The sequence below is a fragment of the Azospirillum sp. A29 genome (assembly GCF_042604625.1).
Lineage (GTDB): Bacteria > Pseudomonadota > Alphaproteobacteria > Azospirillales > Azospirillaceae > Azospirillum > Azospirillum palustre.
The window spans coordinates 1,472,299-1,486,468 of record NZ_CP170466.1 but is presented as its reverse complement, the minus strand read 5'-3'; the positions used below and the strand labels follow the sequence as shown (position 1 = coordinate 1,486,468).

The following is a 14,170-nucleotide window of genomic DNA, read 5'->3' as shown; positions in this document are numbered from 1 at the left end:
TGTTGCGACTCGCCCGACGGCAAAACCATAAACAAAAAGTGGTTTAACCGGAAGGCGGAAAGAACGGCGACGTTTGCACTGCGTCATTTTGGGGGCGTCATTACGGCAGGGAGGCGGCCTCCGTCACCGGGGCGCGGCCGGGCATGCGGTCGGGCTGGGCACCGCGCAGCGCCCCGGCGATGCCGCCGGTCAGCCAGACCGAGAAGGCGTTGCGGCCGGTGGCGCTGGCCTGATCGCAGGCGGCGGTGGGGGCGGCGCCCTCATAGTCCTCCGGCTCCACGGCGCCGCCGCCGTAGTTCCACAAGGGCAGCGAGGCGGCGGAGGGCTGGGCTGACGGTTCGGCGGCCGAGGCGCTGGAGATCAGGCTGGGCGCCTGCCGAGCCGGACGGCTGTGCACCTCGATCAGGGCGACGCGGATGCCGGCGGCCCAGGCGCGGTCGATGAAGGCGCGGACCTGCCGTTCGGTGGCGGTGGAACCGGCGACGGCCCCGGGCGAGCCGCCAGTCAGCCAGGCCGACGGCGTCGGGCCGCAGCCGCGCCGGTATTGCAGGGCCACCTGATCCTGCACATAAGTCTGGCCACGATAGAGGCGCATCAGGCCGTTGCCGTAGCGCTGCAGCTCGTCCACCGGGCCGCGGCTGGCGGTCAGCAGGTTGCGGTCGATCAGGATCAGCGTCGGCTTGACGGCGATCAGCCGGTCGAGCAGCGGCTCGAAATCGGCGAACTGGGCCTGCCGGTGGACGATGCGCAGGAATTCCAGATTGGGCACGCCACGCTCGGCCGCGACCTTCGCCATGCCGCGCTCGTCCAGCGTGGCGTCGCGCAGGGCGGTGTCGCCCAGCGCCACCACCATCACCGAATTGGGGAGGCGGGCGGCCCGCTCGGCCACCGTGTTGATGCGGTTCAGATTGTACCAGGCGAAGGGCTGGTCGTAGAGCATCGACCCGGTCCACAGCACCCCCAGCGCCGCCAGCCCGGCCAGCACCAGCGGCGCGATCAGCACCGTCCCCAGCACCCCCCAGCGCCGCCGGCCGCGCTGCGGCGTCTCCGTGGCGGCGGTTTCCCCGGCGTGGGGTGGAACGGGTTGCTGTTCCGATTGAGGCTCCTGCGGGTCGAGATGGGACATCGGGCGTCTCCGGGCGTGCTGCGGCTACTCCCACAACGCGCGGGGGAGGCGAATCGACACGCGGTAATTGGGGGTATCCCCAAGGTCCCGGAACACCTCCGCCGCAGGGTCCCGGTTTGCCGAACGCGCCGTTTGTGTGTAGGCTCCGACCATAGAGGACGGCCTTGCAGCAGGGTTGGCCCCTTACAACAGGATTGGGCGATGAGCACCGAGATCCGCACCTTCAGCATTCCCGACGCCGCCGCCGAAGAGGCGCAGGCGCAGCTGTCCAGCTTCCTGCGGACGGTCGAGGTCCAGCGCATCGAAACCGCCTATGCCGACGGGGCGTGGCGCGTGCTGGTGCTGTTCACCGACCTCCGCCGCAAGGAGGAATCGCAGCAGATCGAGGCCGCCATCGCCGCGGCGCTGAACGGCTGGCGCGACAAGGCCGCCGCCCAGGCCGGGGTGACGCGCGACGCCGTTCTGGCCGACGATCTGGTGCAGGAGATCGCCCGCTTCGCCCCGACAACGGAGCATGAGCTGTCGATCATCGTGAATGCCCGCGGGCAGGCCATCTCGCCCCATGGCGGGGAGATCGTGCAGGTGGTGCGCTCGACGCTGGACCTGCTGATCGACTGAATGGGCTGCCGCGCCGGTTAAATCTCCGGCGGAGGCGTATCCGATTCGGGGGGCGGGCGCACATCCAAAGGCTGTGAAGAGGCTGCCGTAAGCGGCAATTGGTTCCTGGCATGCGCCGTGCGAGGATTGCACCCTGTACTGGCATCGGCGGATGGAGCGGCCGTGGCTTCCCAGGTTGATCCAAAGGATCGTGGCGTGGCGGACGCGGCGTGGACCGCGGTCCCGGACTATCGGAAGATGGCGCAGGAGCTGGCCCAGCTGGGCGCGGAGGCCGCCCGGCGCGCCCACATGACCGGCAACGGCCGTTACGACCGGCTGGCGCGCGCCTTGACCAGCCGGGCGGGCGAGATCCTGGACGATCTGGAGCGTGGCCGGAAGGCGTAAGCGCCGGGACGGCGAAGGGGAAAAAAGAAAACGGCGCCCGGATGGGGCGCCGTTGTCGTTTGTGGGGGTGGTTGCGGAGCGCCTCCGCCCCCGTCCTCCCCCGCTTCCGGCCGACCGAAGGTCCATCCGGTGCGAGGGAGGGGGATCTGGCGATCAGACCACCTTGGCGTTGTGCATGGCGGCGATCTGGTCCTTGTTGTAGCCGAGCTGGGCCAGGACCTCGTCGGTGTGCTCGCCGAGCAGCGGCGACCCGGTGACCTCGACCGTCATGTCCGAGAACTTGATCGGGCTGCCGACGGTCAGGTACTTGCCGCGCTGCTTGTGGTCGACCTCGACGACGGTGCCGCTGGCGCGCAGCGACGGGTCGTTGGCGATCTCCTTCATCGACAGCACCGGCGAGCACGGGATGTCGTACTTGCGCAGGATGTCGACGGCCTCGAACTTGGTCTTGTCCTTCAGCCAGTCCTCGATGATCGCGAAGATGTCGAAGATCTTGTCCTGACGGGCGAGAGCCGTGTTGTAGGCCGGGTCGTCGATCCACTCCTCGCGGCCGAGAGCCTTACAGATCGGCGCCCAGGCATGGCCCTGGATGGTGAAGTAGATGTAGGCGTTGGGATCGGTCTCCCAGCCCTTGCACTTCAGCACCCAGCCCGGCTGGCCGCCGCCGCCGGCATTGCCGCCGCGCGGAACCACGTCGGTGAACTTGCCGTGCGGGTACTGCGGGTATTCCTCCAGATAGCCGACGCGGTCGAGGCGCTGCTGGTCGCGCAGCTTGACGCGGCAGAGGTTCAGCACGCTGTCCTGCATCGACACGGCGACCTTCTGGCCCTTGCCGGTCTTGGTGCGGGCCATCAGGGCGGTCAGGATGCCGATGGCGAGGTGCATGCCGGTGTTGCTGTCGCCGAGAGCGGCGGCCGACACGGTCGGCGGGCCATCCCAGAAACCGGTGGTCGAGGCGGCGCCGCCGGCGCACTGGGCGACGTTCTCATAGACCTTCAGGTCCTGGTAATGGTGGCCGTCGCTGAAGCCCTTGACCGAGGCGACGATCATGCCGGGGTTCAGTTCCTTGATCTTGTCCCAGCTGAAGCCCATGCGATCCAGCGCGCCAGGGCCGAAATTCTCGACCAGCACGTCGGATTCCTTGATCAGACGGGTCAGGACTTCCTTGCCCTCGGCGGTCTTGGTGTCCAGCGTCAGGGAGCGCTTGTTGCTGTTGAGCATGGTGAAATAGAGCGCGTCGGCATCCGGGATGTCGCGCAGCTGGCTGCGGGTGACGTCGCCGGCGCCCGGACGTTCGACCTTGATGACGTCCGCGCCGTACCAGGCCAGAAGCTGGGTGCAGGCGGGGCCGGCCTGCACGTGGGTGAAGTCGATGATCTTAATGCCTTCGAGCGGCTTGGTCATGACTGCAACACTCCCTTATTTCGCGTTGTTTCAGTTTGTCTGTCGGAGTCGATCTGCGGAGATCGGCCCTGATTCGATCTTCAGAGCCTGCTCCCGGGGTCCGCTCGCACTCAGCCGGCCGCAGCGACGCCTGCTTGGGCGGCTTCGAGTTCGGTGAGGCGGCGGCGCAATTTCCGCTCTTCGGTCCAGCGGGCGGTTTCGTCCCGCACCACGGCGACGATCCCGGTCACCGCACCGTCGGTCCCGCGCAAAAGCGCGACGGTGAAGGCGATCGACAGGCTGTGCCCGTCCTTGTGGACCGCCGGAACCCGAAGCAGGTCATGGCCGTAGCGGGTCTCGCCGGTGGCCATGGTGTTTTCGTACCCATCCCAATGACGCTGGCGCTGGCGTTCCGGAATGATGATGTCGAGCGACTTGCCCATCGCCTCGTCGGCGGTGAAGCCGAACATCCGCTCCGCCGCCGCATTCCACAGGGCGATGGCGCCGGCCGGATCGGACACGATGACGGCATCGCCGATCACCGCCACCAGCTGTTCGCAATCCACAACCGCGGGCGAACCCGCTGCTGTCCTCTCGTCCATGTCGATCTCCTTGGTGCCCGCCCCCTCTTGGATTGGGCACCGGGGGAGCCGGTGCGGCGATGGCCCGGAAGCCGCCGTCGCACTGACATTATCGATACGGTATACCAGATACCATATCTCTGGCAAGAGGATTTGAGCGCTTTGCGAACTGTTGTTTGCGCGAACCTTTTGGGGGAGGGGGCAAAAAGAAAAGGGCGCCTTGCGGCGCCCCTTCCGGGTTCCAGGGGCACTGCCCCCGGCGGGTGGGTCAAGGGAGGGGCGGAGCCCTCCCTTGCCTCGTTCGTCTCAGACGTCCAGCAGCAGGCGGCGCGGATCCTCGATCAGCTCCTTGATGCGGACGAGGAAGGTGACCGCTTCCTTGCCGTCGATGATGCGGTGATCGTAGGACAGCGCCAGATACATCATCGGGCGGACCTCGATCTTGCCGCCGACGACGACCGCGCGGTCCATCGTCTTGTGCATGCCGAGGATGGCCGACTGCGGCGGGTTGATGATCGGGGTCGACATCAGCGAGCCGTAGACACCACCGTTGGAGATGGTGAAGGTGCCCCCCGTGAGCTCGTCCATCGACAGCTTGCCGTCGCGGCCCTTCTTGCCGAGAGCGGCGATGGTGCCCTCGACACCGGCGAAGTCCAGCTGGTCGGCGTTGCGCACCACCGGAACCACCAGACCCTGCGGCGTGCCGACGGCGACGCCGATGTCATAGTAGTTCTTGTAGACGATGTCGGTGCCGTCGATCTCGGCGTTGACGGCCGGAATCTCTTTCAGGGCCTGGACGGCAGCTTTGACGAAGAAGGACATGAAGCCGAGCCGCACCTTGTGGCGCTTCTCGAAATAGTCCTTGTACTCGGCGCGCAGGGCCATCGCCGCCGACATGTCCACCTCGTTGAAGGTGGTCAGCATGGCGGCGGAGTTCTGGGCCTCCTTCAGGCGCTCGGCGATGCGCTGGCGCAGGCGGGTCATGCGGACGCGCTCTTCCTGCGCTGCCCGCGGACGGTCGCCCTGGGTGCCGGCGGCCCACTGGACCTTCGGAGCCGGGGCCGGAGCGGCCGGCTTGGCGGCGGGAGCGGCAACCGGGGCGGCGATGACGTCGCCCTTGGTGATCCGGCCGTCCTTGCCCGAACCGGCGATGGCGGACGTGTCGACGCCCTTCTCGTCGGCCAGCTTGCGGGCGGCCGGGCCGGAAGCGGCGATGTTGCCCGGAGCGGCGGGAGCGGCAGCGGCGGGGGCGGCAGCCGGGGCCGGGGCGGCGGCCGGAGCGGCGGCGGCCGGGGCGGCGGCAGCGCCGGCGCCTTCGGTCAGGACGCCCAGCAGGGCGCCGACCTCGACGTTCGCACCTTCCGCGGCGACGATCTCGGCCAGCACGCCGGCGGCCGGGGCGTTCACCTCAAGCGTGACCTTGTCGGTCTCCAGCTCGACCAGCGCCTCGTCCATGGCGACGGCCTCGCCGGCCTTCTTCAGCCAGCGGGCGACCGTCGCCTCGGAGACGGACTCACCCAGCGTGGGGACCTTGATTTCGGTAGCCATTTCTTATTCCTCGTTCGTCTTCTTGTTCGCTTGGGTGAGGGTCAGCGGACCGTCAGGGCTTCATCCAGGAGCTTGGCCTGCTCCTTGTTGTGGCGCTTCAGCAGGCCGGTCGCCGGCGAGGCGGTGGCCGGGCGGCCGACGTAGGACGGGCGGCCGGCCTTGTGGCCGACATCCTTCAGCACGGCTTCCAGGCGGCGGTCGGCGAAGAACCAGGCGCCCTGGTTCTCCGGCTCTTCCTGGCACCAGACCAGCTCGGCGTTCGGATACTTGGCGAACTCGGCCGCCAGCGCATCCTTCGGGAACGGGTAGAGCTGTTCCAGGCGCAGGATGACGACGTCCTTGATGCCGCGGCTCATGCGCTCCTGCAGCAGGTCGTAATAGACCTTGCCGGAGCAGACGACGATGCGGCGGATCTTGTCGTTGGCGGCCAGATCGTTGGCGGTCTCGCCCAGCACGCGGTGGAAGGTGCTGCCCGGGCCCATCTCCGACAGGTCGGAGATGCACAGCTTGTGGCGCAGCAGCGACTTCGGCGTGAACAGGACCAGCGGCTTGCGGAAGCTGCGGCGGATCTGGCGGCGGAAGACGTGGAACAGGTTGGCCGGCGTCGTCACGTTGCAGATCTGCCAGTTGTCCTCGGCGCACATCTGCAGGAAGCGTTCCGGACGGGCGGACGAGTGTTCCGGACCCTGGCCCTCGTAGCCGTGCGGCAGCAGCAGCACCAGGCCGGACATGCGCAGCCACTTGGACTCGCCCGACGAGATGAACTGGTCGATGATGGTCTGTGCGGTGTTGGCGAAATCGCCGAACTGCGCTTCCCACAGGACCAGATTGTGCGGCTCGGCCAGCGAATAGCCGTACTCGTAGCCGACGACGGCGGCTTCCGACAGCGGGCTGTCATGGACCTCGAAGGTCGCCTGGTCCGGACTGACGTGGCAGAGCGGGACGTACTTCTCTTCGGTGTTCTGGTCGTACATCACCGCATGGCGGTGCGAGAAGGTGCCGCGGCCGGAATCCTGGCCCGACAGGCGGACGCCGGTGCCCTCGGCCACCAGGGTGGCGTAGGCCAGCGCCTCGGCGGTCGCCCAGTCGATGCCTTCGCCGGTCTCCAGCGTCTTCTTCTTGGCTTCCAGCTGGCGGGCGATCTTGGAGTTGATCGCGAAGTCCTTCGGGTACTCGCAGAGCTTGAAGCCGATCTGCTTCAGCTTGTCGATGTCCACGCCGGTCTCGCCGCGGTGGGCGGTGTTGGCACCCTGCGCCTCCAGCCCGGCCCACTTGCCTTCCAGCCAGTCGGCCTTGTTCGGCCTGTAGGTGCTGGACGCCTCGAACTCGGCCTCCAGCTTCTTCATGAAGTCCTGGGTGATCTGGTCGCCCTCGGACTGGGTGATGACGTTCTCCGCCACCAGCTGCTTGGCATACAGCTCGCGCGTGGTCGCGTGGGAACGGATGTTCTTGTACATGATCGGCTGGGTGAAGCCCGGCTCGTCGCCCTCGTTGTGGCCGTGGCGGCGGTAGCAGACCATGTCGATCACGACGTCCCGCTTGAACTTCTGGCGGAACTCGATGGCGATGCGGCTGACATGGACGACGGCTTCGGGATCGTCGCCGTTCACGTGGAAGATCGGCGCCTGCACCATCTTGGCCATGTCGGAGCAGTACACGCCCGACCGCGAATAGGTCGGGTTGGTGGTGAAGCCGATCTGGTTGTTGATGATGAAGTGCATGGTGCCGCCGGTGCGGTAGCCGCGCAGCTCCGACAGCCCCAGCGTCTCGGCCACGATGCCCTGGCCGGCGAAGGCGGCGTCGCCGTGGATCAGCACGCCCATCACCTGCTCGCGCTCCAGGTCGCGGCGCTGCTGCTGCTTGGCGCGCACCTTGCCCAGCACGACCGGGTTGACCCATTCCAGGTGGGACGGGTTGGCGGTCAGCGACAGGTGGACGATGTTGCCGTTGAAGTCGCGGTCCGACGAGGTGCCGAGATGGTACTTCACGTCGCCCGAGCCCTGGACGTCCTCGGGGCTCGACGGGTTGCCCTGGAACTCCGAGAAGACGGCGGAGAAGGGCTTGCCCATGAAGTTGGTCAGCATGTTCAGACGGCCGCGGTGGGCCATACCGACGACGGCCTCTTTGAGGCCGAGCTGGCCGCCGCGCTTCAGGATCTGCTCCAGCGCGGGGATCATCGACTCGCCGCCCTCAAGGCCGAAGCGCTTGGTGCCGGTGTATTTCAGCTGCAGGAACTTCTCGAAGCCCTCGGCCGCGGTCAGCCGCTCCAGGATGGCGCGCTTGCCGTTCACCGTGAAGTCGGTGTGGTTGCGGCCGCCCTCGATGCGCTCCTGGATCCAGGCCTTCTCTTCCGGGTCCTGGATGTGCATGAATTCGACGCCGATCGTCCCGCAGTAGGTCTTGTGCAGGATGTCGAGGATCTGGCGCAGCGTCGCCGTTTCCAGCCCGAGCGAGTAGTTCAGGAAGATCGGACGGTCGAGGTCGTCCGGGCCGAAGCCGTAGGTCGCCGGATCCAGTTCCGGGTGCGGCTCGCGCTTCTCGAGACCCAGCGGGTCGAAATGCGCGTTCATGTGGCCGCGGACGCGGAAGACGCGGATCAGCATCAGGGCGCGGATGCTGTCCAGCGTGGCGGCGCGCAGCTGCTGCGGGCTGATGCCGCCATAGACCTGCTGGGTGTGGGACAGCATGGCGCCGTTGCCGGGGCCGTTCATCGCCGCGGCGGCGCCGTTCGTGGCAGCGCCGTTGGGGACGGCGACGATGAAGCTCTCGGCGACCGGGTCGCGCTTGGCCTTGGGGTCTTCCAGATCGGACACGGTCCAGGACGCGCCGCGCAGCTCGTCCAGGACGGCGCGCGAATCCTCGTCCAGATCCTGGAAGAAGCTGTTCCAGCTGGGATCGACGGCGGCCGGGTTGGACAGGTAGCTGGCGTAGAGCTCGGCGACGTAACCGGCGTTCGAGCCGAAGAGGAACGAGGTCTGTTCCAGATTTGCCGACATGGTTTCACCTCGGGCCGTGAGCCCGATTCCCTGTGGGAGATGATCGCGAGTGATGAAGGGGGCGGGAGATCGATGGATACCCATGTGCAAGAACCGGCGAAGGAAGCCGGTGGGATGCGAGGTGGGATGTCGTACGCACCGCCGACGCTTGCATATGGGTTCCCAGGACCAACCGTCCAAGAGGATAGGCCGAAGGGGCGGCGGGCGGGGCACCGCAGCGTCCCGCCCGTCAACCTCTTCGAAAGGCGTCCTCTTTTCAAAGGCATGAGGCCGCGGGCGTCACGTCGCCGTGACGCCCGCAGGCGATCAGCCCTTGAACACCTTCAGCATGGTGGAGCCCAGGCTGGCGGGGCTGTCGGCGACGGCGATGCCGACCGACTTCATGAAGTCGATCTTGAAGTCGGCGGTGTCGTTGCCGCCGGAGATCACCGCGCCGGCATGGCCCATGCGGCGGCCCGGAGGGGCCGTGCGGCCGGCGATGAAGCCGACGACCGGCTTCTTCGTGCCCGAGGCCTTGATGAACTCGGCGCCGCGGACTTCGGCGTCGCCGCCGATCTCGCCGATCATGATGATGCCCTCGGTCTCCGGGTCCTTTACGAACAGCTCCAGGCTGTCGACGAAGTTGGTGCCGTTGACCGGGTCGCCGCCGATGCCGATGCAGGTGGTCTGGCCGAGGCCGGCCGCCGTGGTCTGCGCCACCGCCTCATAGGTCAGCGTGCCGGAACGCGAGACGATGCCGATCTTGCCGCGCTTGTGGATGTGGCCCGGCATGATGCCGATCTTGCACTCGTCCGGCGTGATGATGCCGGGGCAGTTCGGGCCGATCAGGCGGGTGGCCGAGCCGTTCAGGGCGCGCTTGACGCGGACCATGTCGAGCACCGGGATGCCTTCGGTGATGCAGACCACCAGCGGGATCTCGGCATCGATGGCTTCCAGGATCGCGTCGGCGGCGAAGGGCGGCGGCACGTAGATCACGGAGGCGTTGGCGCCGGTCTTCTCGACCGCCTCGGCGACGGTGTCGAAGATCGGCAGGTCGAGGTGCTTGGCCCCGCCCTTACCCGGCGTGACGCCGCCGACCATCTTGGTGCCGTAGGCGATGGCCTGCTCGGAATGGAAGGTGCCCTGGGCTCCGGTGAAGCCCTGGCAGATCACCTTCGTGTTCTTATCGACGAGAACAGCCATGTTACGCGGCCTCCTTCACGGCCTTGACCACCTTTTCGGCGGCATCGGCGAGGTTGTCGGCCGAGAGGATCGGCAGGCCGGATTCGGCCAGGATCTTCTTGCCCAGATCGACGTTGGTGCCTTCCAGGCGGACCACCAGCGGAACGTGCAGGTGCACTTCGCGCGCCGCGGCGACAACGCCCTCGGCGATCACGTCGCAGCGCATGATGCCGCCGAAGATGTTGACCAGGATGCCTTCGACGTTGCTGTCGGACAGGATCAGCTTGAAGGCCGCGGTGACGCGCTCCTTCGTCGCGCCGCCGCCGACGTCGAGGAAGTTGGCCGGCTCGCCGCCATACAGCTTGATGATGTCCATGGTGGCCATCGCCAAGCCGGCGCCGTTGACCATGCAGCCGATGTTGCCGTCGAGCTTGACGTAGTTGAGGCTGTGCTTGGCCGCCTCGATCTCCGACGGATCCTCTTCGGCCTCGTCGCGCAGCTCTTCCACGTCCTTGTGACGGAACAGCGCGTTGTCGTCGAAGTTCATCTTGGCGTCGAGCGCCAGGATGTCGCCCGAGCCGGTGACGATCAGCGGGTTGATCTCGACGATGGCGCAGTCCAGGTCCACGAACGCCTTGTAGGCGGCCTGGATGAACTTGGCGGCGGCGCCGACCTGCTTGCCTTCCAGGCCCAGCGCGAAGGCGACCTTGCGGGTGTGGTAGCCCTGGATGCCGGTGGCCGGGTCGACCGCGACCTTGATGATCTTCTCGGGCGTGTTGTGGGCGACCTCTTCGATCTCCATGCCGCCTTCGGTCGAGGCCATGATCGTCACGCGGCCGGTGGCGCGGTCGATCAGCATGCCGAGGTACAGCTCGCGCTTGATGTCGGCGCCTTCCTCGATGTAGAGGCGCTTGACCTCGCGGCCTTCCGCGCCGGTCTGCTTCGTCACCAGGACGCTGTTCAGCATCTCGGCGGCGTTCTTGCCGACTTCCTCGATCGACTTGACGACGCGGACGCCGCCCTTGCCCTCGGGGTTGTTCTTGAAGCGGCCGGCGCCGCGGCCACCGGCGTGGATCTGGGACTTCACGACCCAGACCGGACCGCCCAGCTCGCGGGCGACCGTCTCGGCCTCCTGCGGGGTGTAGGCGACGCCGCCGCGGGGAACCGCGACGCCGTACTTCTTCAGCAGGCTTTTCGCCTGGTACTCATGGATGTTCATCGGGCGTCCATCTGTTTTTTGTTTCGGCTGACGAGAACGGGTCGACTGAAGGACAAGACGGGCGCACCACCGGCGTCCACCCGGCCCGGACAGGGGCCGGGTGGACGCCGGAGACCGCGCGATCCGTTCTTTAGGAAGCGGACTTCTCGGCGTCCAGCTTCTTGACGACGTCGACCAGCGTCTTCACCGCGTCGACGGAGTTCTGGAACATCGCCTTCTCTTCGTCGTTCAGCTCGATCTCGATGATCTTCTCGACGCCGCCGGCGCCGATGATCGTCGGGACGCCGACGTAGAGGTCGTCCTGGCCGTACTGGCCGCTCAGGTGGGCGGCGACCGGCAGAACGCGCTTCTGGTCCTTCAGGTAGGACTCGGCCATCTGGATGGCGGACGCGGCCGGGGCGTAGAAGGCCGAGCCGGTCTTCAGCAGCTTGACGATCTCGGCGCCGCCGTCACGGGTGCGCTGAACGATGGCGTCCAGCTTCTCCTGCGTGGTCCAGCCCATCTTGACCAGATCGGGCAGCGGGATGCCGGCGACGGTGGAGTAGCGCACCAGCGGGACCATGGTGTCGCCGTGGCCGCCCAGCACGAAGGCGGTGACGTCCTCGACCGAGACGTTGAACTCTTCGGCCAGGAAGTAGCGGAAGCGGGCCGAGTCGAGCACGCCGGCCATGCCGACCACGCGCTCCGGCGGCAGGCCGGACGCCTGCTGCAGCACCCACACCATCACGTCGAGCGGGTTGGTGATGACGATGACGAAGGCGTTCGGGGCGTACTTGCCGATGGCCTCGCCGACGGTCTTGCAGACGCCGCTGTTGATGCCGATCAGGTCGTCGCGGCTCATGCCCGGCTTGCGCGGGATGCCGGCGGTGACGATCACGACGTCGGCACCCTCGATGACCGAATAGTCGTTGCCGCCGGTCAGGCTGGCATTGAAGCCCTCGACCGGGGAGGTTTCGGCGAGATCCAGCGCCTTGCCGGCCGGCATGCCTTCGGCGATGTCGAACAGGACGACGTCGCCCAGTTCCTTCTGAGCGGCGAGCAGAGCCAGCGTGCCGCCAATCTGGCCGGCACCGACGAGCGCAATCTTCTTGCGAGCCATGGAGCGTTCCCTAAAACGTTTGAGCGTCCCCCATTCAGCGGGAGACTAGAACCGTTGGTCATTCTAACGTCTTAGGGATCCAGCGCCCCGAGATTTCGGAAGCGTAGGTAGCGCGTTTTGTCGCGGAGGGCAAGCATGACCGCAAGCGGAGCATTGCAGCGTTGCGTCGCACCCCCGATGATCCTTTCCAAAGGCCGGAGCGTTCGGCTTTATACGTATGGTTCGCGTCCGGTCCTTACCTTGTTCGAAAATGGTCGAAGGAGAGCGCAGATGGCCAAGCTCGTGGCCCGTTTCATTCCCGGTCTGACCATGTCGCTGGCGCTTGCCGCCGGCGTCTTGACGGCAGGTGCCGCCCAGGCCCAGACGGTCGGCGACTACACCGCCGCCATGGCCGCCGCCCCGATCACCGACCCGGCGGCGGAGGCCAGCGCCGCCTATTGCCGGCCGCTGACCAACTATGTCTTCACCTCGATCCCCGACAACCAGCGCTCCAGCTGGGTGCTGCCGCTGGTGACGCTGGACGGCACGCAGTCGGCGGAGACGTCGGCCAAGCGCGACGCCTGCCTGAAGGTGCGCCAGCAGGCGCTGATCGCCTTCGACGCCGGCACCGGCGAGCAGATCGTCACCCCGGCCGAGGCGATGGAAGGCCCGACCGACCGCGGCCCCTATTACAAGGAGCCGTCGCCCGACGCCCCGGTGCCGCACACCGGCCGCGCCACGCCGCGCCAGCCGATGCCGCGCGGCGGCGTGCAGTAAGCTGAACGGCCAGGGCTGAACAGTCAGGGCCCGACGCCGTAGCGTTCCAGGTGGCGGGCCATCTCGGCGGGGGACAGCGGGAAGCCGCTGCCCTGCCGGGCGTTCAGCATCGCCCGCGGGTGGATGCCGGCGGCCCGCGCCTGGATCTGCATGGCGCACCGCATCGACAGCCCGGCCCGCCAGACCAGGGCGGTGACCGCCTGCGGGTCGTGGGCGTCGAGGATCAAATCCACCACTTCCGGCGCCACGCGGGCGCGCAAGGTCAGCGCCGCCCGCACGAAGCCGGTCTCGTTCCACGACATCGCATCGCTGAGCGCCGTTTCGTCGAGCTTCCCCTGCCGGTGCAGGCGGACGGCGCGGCGTTCCGGCGGTTCGGCCGAGTCGGGCGCCTCGGCCCAGTCGATGCGCCGGCGGGTGGTCGCGGCGATCTCCGCCACCGTGGCGTCGTCGAGATCGCCACGGCGTCGCAACGCCTCGACCACCGCCAGATCGACGAAATCGGCCAGCCGCAGCGCCAGCCGGCGGGGCAGGGCCGGGCGGCGGGCCAGCTTCTCCCGCCAGTCGGGATGGTGGGCCGACTGCTCCACCAGCGCTTCCAGGGTGGGTTCGGCGATCACCGCACCGCTGTTGTCGAGCAGGATCCCGGTCGCCTCGGCATGGCCGCTGCCGGCGATGGCGTCGGACAGGGCGGCGCCGATGCTGTGGCGCCGGGCGATGGCCGACAGAGCCCACCCGGCGGGGGCTGCGGCAACGATGTCCAGCAGATCCTCGTCGCCCAGCGCCGCACAGCAGCGCAGCACCGGCTCCGCCACCGTCCGTTCGACATCGCGCGCCAGCGTCGCCACCACCGAGGGCGGGGCGCAGGCGATGTCCTTGATCGCCGTCGCCAGCGCCTCGCGCACGCGGACGATGTGGTCGCGGGCCAGCTGTTCCAGCGCGCGGGTCGCGACGGTGCTGACGGTGTCGGCGCCGCCCGGCGGCAAATCGGGCAGCAGCCGGCACAGCTTGCGGGCCAGGGTGGAGCGCACGTCGGCATCGCCCATGCCGGCCAGCCGCGATTCGACCAGAGCGTCGCCGACCTGACGGGCGACGCCACGTCCGGGCTGGGGGGCGGCAGCGGGGGACGGTTCCGGCACCGGAGCCGGCGTTGGTTCCGGCGACTCGGCGAACAAATAGTCCATCAGCTCGGGCGCGACGCCGCACTCCGGCTCCGGCGGAAGACGGGGGGAGGGGCGGGAAGGGGAGCGCCGGGCTGTCACCGGACCTGAAGCCTTGTGGTTGGGCCGCGGCCGGAGCGGA

At 67.8% G+C, this 14,170-nt stretch carries 12 protein-coding genes; 3 read left to right on the top strand and 9 right to left on the bottom strand.

The window, feature by feature from the left end; all coding sequences use genetic code 11:
• Positions 1–100 precede the first annotated feature (100 nt).
• Entirely contained in the window at positions 101–1,126 is a 1,026-nt protein-coding gene (locus tag ABNQ38_RS22010; RefSeq protein ID WP_377808044.1) for a hypothetical protein, read from the bottom strand.
• Positions 1,127–1,327: 201 nt separating this feature from the next.
• Between ABNQ38_RS22010 and ABNQ38_RS22005 the strand changes: the two genes are divergently transcribed.
• Positions 1,328–1,744, top strand: a complete 417-nt coding sequence (locus ABNQ38_RS22005; protein ID WP_377808042.1) for an HRDC domain-containing protein — start codon at positions 1,328–1,330, stop codon at positions 1,742–1,744.
• Positions 1,745–1,939: 195 nt separating this feature from the next.
• Positions 1,940–2,128, top strand: coding sequence for a hypothetical protein (locus ABNQ38_RS22000; protein ID WP_377808041.1), 189 nt, complete (start codon positions 1,940–1,942; stop codon positions 2,126–2,128).
• 153 nt (positions 2,129–2,281) lie between these two features.
• Here ABNQ38_RS22000 and frc read toward each other — a convergent pair whose 3' ends face one another.
• The 7 genes from frc to mdh all read right to left on the bottom strand — a co-directional run bounded on the left by frc (position 2,282) and on the right by mdh (position 12,115).
• A complete protein-coding gene (gene frc / locus ABNQ38_RS21995) occupies positions 2,282–3,532 on the bottom strand; it encodes a formyl-CoA transferase (protein WP_222532828.1) in 1,251 nt (416 codons plus the stop codon).
• A gap of 110 nt (positions 3,533–3,642) precedes the next feature.
• Complete coding sequence (locus ABNQ38_RS21990) at positions 3,643–4,113, bottom strand: PAS domain-containing protein (protein ID WP_377808040.1); 471 nt, start codon at positions 4,111–4,113, stop codon at positions 3,643–3,645.
• A gap of 285 nt (positions 4,114–4,398) precedes the next feature.
• Positions 4,399–5,640 (bottom strand): 2-oxoglutarate dehydrogenase complex dihydrolipoyllysine-residue succinyltransferase, encoded by a 1,242-nt coding sequence (odhB, locus tag ABNQ38_RS21985; RefSeq protein WP_377808039.1) that lies wholly within the window; start codon positions 5,638–5,640, stop codon positions 4,399–4,401.
• Positions 5,641–5,681: 41 nt separating this feature from the next.
• Positions 5,682–8,636, bottom strand: coding sequence for a 2-oxoglutarate dehydrogenase E1 component (locus tag ABNQ38_RS21980; RefSeq protein WP_377808038.1), 2,955 nt, complete (start codon positions 8,634–8,636; stop codon positions 5,682–5,684).
• A gap of 306 nt (positions 8,637–8,942) precedes the next feature.
• A complete protein-coding gene (sucD, locus tag ABNQ38_RS21975; RefSeq protein ID WP_174475078.1) occupies positions 8,943–9,818 on the bottom strand; it encodes a succinate--CoA ligase subunit alpha in 876 nt (291 codons plus the stop codon).
• Between the two features lies 1 nt (position 9,819).
• Positions 9,820–11,016: an ADP-forming succinate--CoA ligase subunit beta gene (gene sucC, locus ABNQ38_RS21970; protein ID WP_174475077.1), complete on the bottom strand. Its 1,197-nt coding sequence runs from the start codon at positions 11,014–11,016 to the stop codon at positions 9,820–9,822.
• Between the two features lie 130 nt (positions 11,017–11,146).
• A complete protein-coding gene (mdh, locus tag ABNQ38_RS21965; protein WP_109449684.1) occupies positions 11,147–12,115 on the bottom strand; it encodes a malate dehydrogenase in 969 nt (322 codons plus the stop codon).
• A gap of 270 nt (positions 12,116–12,385) precedes the next feature.
• Between mdh and ABNQ38_RS21960 the strand changes: the two genes are divergently transcribed.
• Entirely contained in the window at positions 12,386–12,871 is a 486-nt protein-coding gene (locus ABNQ38_RS21960) for a hypothetical protein (protein WP_377808037.1), read from the top strand.
• A gap of 23 nt (positions 12,872–12,894) precedes the next feature.
• On the opposite strand, the gene ABNQ38_RS21955 is transcribed toward ABNQ38_RS21960, so the two are convergent.
• Positions 12,895–14,052 (bottom strand): DUF2336 domain-containing protein, encoded by a 1,158-nt coding sequence (locus tag ABNQ38_RS21955; RefSeq protein ID WP_377808036.1) that lies wholly within the window; start codon positions 14,050–14,052, stop codon positions 12,895–12,897.
• Positions 14,053–14,170: the final 118 nt, after the last annotated feature.

What these genes read in the sequence shown, in the direction of transcription:
- ABNQ38_RS22010 (WP_377808044.1), bottom strand. Translation starts at nt 1,126, where the DNA reads ATGTCCCATCTCGACCCGCAGGAGCCTCAATCGGAACAGCAACCCGTT.
- ABNQ38_RS22005 (WP_377808042.1), top strand. Translation starts at nt 1,328, where the DNA reads ATGAGCACCGAGATCCGCACCTTCAGCATTCCCGACGCCGCCGCCGAA.
- frc (WP_222532828.1), bottom strand. Translation starts at nt 3,532, where the DNA reads ATGACCAAGCCGCTCGAAGGCATTAAGATCATCGACTTCACCCACGTG.
- ABNQ38_RS21990 (WP_377808040.1), bottom strand. Translation starts at nt 4,113, where the DNA reads ATGGACGAGAGGACAGCAGCGGGTTCGCCCGCGGTTGTGGATTGCGAA.
- odhB (WP_377808039.1), bottom strand. Translation starts at nt 5,640, where the DNA reads ATGGCTACCGAAATCAAGGTCCCCACGCTGGGTGAGTCCGTCTCCGAG.
- ABNQ38_RS21980 (WP_377808038.1), bottom strand. Translation starts at nt 8,636, where the DNA reads ATGTCGGCAAATCTGGAACAGACCTCGTTCCTCTTCGGCTCGAACGCC.
- sucD (WP_174475078.1), bottom strand. Translation starts at nt 9,818, where the DNA reads ATGGCTGTTCTCGTCGATAAGAACACGAAGGTGATCTGCCAGGGCTTC.
- sucC (WP_174475077.1), bottom strand. Translation starts at nt 11,016, where the DNA reads ATGAACATCCATGAGTACCAGGCGAAAAGCCTGCTGAAGAAGTACGGC.
- mdh (WP_109449684.1), bottom strand. Translation starts at nt 12,115, where the DNA reads ATGGCTCGCAAGAAGATTGCGCTCGTCGGTGCCGGCCAGATTGGCGGC.
- ABNQ38_RS21960 (WP_377808037.1), top strand. Translation starts at nt 12,386, where the DNA reads ATGGCCAAGCTCGTGGCCCGTTTCATTCCCGGTCTGACCATGTCGCTG.
- ABNQ38_RS21955 (WP_377808036.1), bottom strand. Translation starts at nt 14,052, where the DNA reads ATGGACTATTTGTTCGCCGAGTCGCCGGAACCAACGCCGGCTCCGGTG.